Genomic DNA, 2,825 nt, shown 5'->3' with positions numbered 1-2,825 from the left:
CCACCAAGCCGGGCTGCCAATGCGGAAAGTCTCTTATCAAGCTTTGCGCAAATAATGTTCGAAAGCACTGGTGAAGTTGGTGCGCCAGCGGGCATCACGCCATCCAGTGAACAGATCTGTGCAAGAATGTTGGCAACCGACCAGTCGAGTCGCAGTGGAGTTCCGAGAAAGACGCCGCGGATCCGTTGGAAGCTGATGGAGGAGAAAAAGTCTTTAAGGTCGAAATTTATAACTACCTTTCTGGTAGCGTGCGGCAGTGCATTAGTCCTTACATTTCGGCCTTTAGCGAAGCCATGCACGTTAGGCCCCATTTTATAGGCGCTGTACAACACAGGCAAAAGCTTGTGTTGAAGCTTCTTCCTTAGACGGCCAGGCGCGGAGATCAAGCGAACGCCGCCGGACTTCTTAGGAATGGTGAAGTCCGTGTACCCCCGGGACTTGTATAGGTTGTTCTTCAGTGTAGAGCCAGGAACCCCAAATAGAACTCCCAGAGAGTCATAGCTGTGAACGCATCGCAGGCTCTCAATATCCATGTATGGCGCACCTCACCGTTTTCACCCTTACAACGTGCGACATCGCGCATAACGTAACGTACGCACAGCGGCATCAGCTAACTTTGGAATTCCGTCTCAATCAGTAGACGGAGGTTAAACACCTGGTGAGGTGCGCCATGGATGGACATTACCTGAACCCCTAAGGATGTTCAATGGTGTTTGCTGCAATTCAGCAGATGGATTCGATGGCCGAGATCCTGCCCGGGAGGGAGTAGGGCTGGGCGACAACGGGCCTGGCAAGGACTAGGATTCTAGAATGATGATCAAGAGAAGGATCGACCAGGATGATTCCTATTGCTGCGACCAGCAAAGAAATTGATCGACGTGTCCACCGATTCTGCGCGCCGCCATTTGGCAACGGATTGTTACTGGATAGCGGTCACGACACTTCGGTAACCAGCGCTACGGCGACGTTCGTAAAGTTCCAGTCACGCTTCTACGTCGTGACTTGCCACCATGTCCTGTCAGCCTTCTTCAGCGCCAGTGTCAGGAACAATCGACACATCGTACCGACGCTCCACTCCGGCAGGAGTATTTACCAGCTCGGCCGGTATACGCGACAAGGAACCTATCGGTGGTGCTTCCAGAGTTGCCGAGATTTCCCCGACTCAGCAGATGTCGACAACGAGGAGGCGCTAACCGCGCTAGATAGAAAAACGCGGAACGGCCGGATATCGCAATCGCGGACGCTACCGAAATTTGGACACAGTTCCAAGATGAACGTAATGCTGAGGCGATCGATCTTGATACCTGGACCGAACCGGAATGGACGACGATACAGTCGACTTGGTTGGCATTCGGCTTTCCCGACGCGCACAAGTACGAGGACGAAGGCAAGTTGGTGGCGCCTATGCCGAGGGTGTCGGCGAGCCTAGCGACAGACTTCCCAACGCAGGAGAGGCCTACCTACATCCTTTGGTCTACGCTTACTTCGGACCATGGTTGGGGATTCAGTGGGATCAGCGGCGGCCCCGTTTTGGTTGCGCATGCCACTGACGATAAGTTCTTCTTCGTCGGCATTACGTTCGAGGGAGCACCTAGTAGGAAGGAATTGCACGAAGATGCCGAAGCGTTAGTTAGAAAGAACGATATCGTGCTGAGGGGCTACCACCTTAGTCCCATGCAATTTGGTTTGTGGCTGTCGCAACTTAAATACGGAGTGGAAGTGGATGCACTGCCAATTTAAAAGGGAAAATCTAGGGGTGGCGGAGGTCCCAATCTAGTCATGGTCTAGTGGTCCAACTGTTAGATCTACGGCTCGTCGGCCAGAGGTGGTGCGCCGCAGACGACGCTAGAGAACAGCGCTATCTCCGCGCTCCTCATCGCTTATGTGCCGAGCGCATTTGCTGATGCCCGATCGCCATGCCGCGCAGCGCACGCATTAACCGGCGATTTACACCTGCGCGCCGCATCCGGGGCACAAAGGACGCCCCGAGCGGCCAAGGTGCGTGCCATGCGAATCGCGATCATCGGCGCAGGATTCTGCGGCAACGTGCTGGCCGCGGCGCTGGCACGCCAGGGCACCGCCAGCCGCATCACCCTGGTCGGCATGGCCGACACCTTCGGCCGCGGCGTCGCCTACGGCGCGGCGCGGCCGGAGCACCTGCTGAACGTGCGCGCCAAGGACCTGGGCGTGGATCCGCAGGATCCCGGCGGCTTCGCCGCGGCGCTGCACCTGGATGCGGCGCAGGGCATGGCGTTCCTGCCACGGCTGCAGTACGGCCAGTACCTGGAGCAGCACCTGGCGGCCGCGCTGGCGGCGTCGCCGGTCGAGGTGGCGCGAGTGAGCGAGGAGGCGGTGGCGGTGGAACGCGATCCGGACGGCTTCCGCCTGTTCCTGGCCAATGGCGAGGCCGTGGTCGCCGACGTGGTGGTGCTGGCGATCGGTGCGCTGCCGCCGGCGGCGCTGCCGGGCATCGGCCCGCGCTTGGCGGTGCATCGCCGCTACATCGGTTGGCCGTGGCAGGACGGCGTGCTGGACGAGGTGCCGCCGCAGGCGCGGCTGTTGCTGGTCGGCACCGGCCTGACCATGGCCGATGTGGCCTTGACCCTGCGTCGGCGCGGACACCGCGGCCCGATCACCGCGCTGTCGCGGCGCGGCCTGGCGCCGCAGGCGCACCTGGCGGTGCCGGGCGCGCCGGTGAGCCTGCCGCCCAGCGTCGTGCAGGCGCTGCGCAGCCACGACCTGCGCGGCCTGGTGCGCAGCCTGCGCCAACTGACCACGGTGGTGGAGGACTGGCGCTGCGTGGTGGATGCGCTGCGTCCGCACCT

The 2,825-nt window shown here is 60.3% G+C and carries 2 protein-coding genes; one reads left to right on the top strand and one right to left on the bottom strand.

Features of this window, described 5'->3' with window-relative positions:
- The coding region (locus D183_RS26215; RefSeq protein ID WP_198527627.1) for a reverse transcriptase family protein at nt 1–533 on the bottom strand (533 nt) is incomplete at its 3' end.
- Nucleotides 534–2,007: 1,474 nt separating this feature from the next.
- Between D183_RS26215 and D183_RS0102470 the strand changes: the two genes are divergently transcribed.
- A partial coding sequence (locus D183_RS0102470; RefSeq protein ID WP_026144122.1) for an FAD/NAD(P)-binding protein occupies nt 2,008–2,825 on the top strand: 818 nt, incomplete at its 3' end.

Origin of the sequence: Xanthomonas sp. SHU 199, from assembly GCF_000364665.1 — a bacterium.
GTDB lineage: Bacteria > Pseudomonadota > Gammaproteobacteria > Xanthomonadales > Xanthomonadaceae > Xanthomonas_A > Xanthomonas_A sontii.
This window is presented reverse-complemented; position numbering and strand designations above follow the sequence as displayed.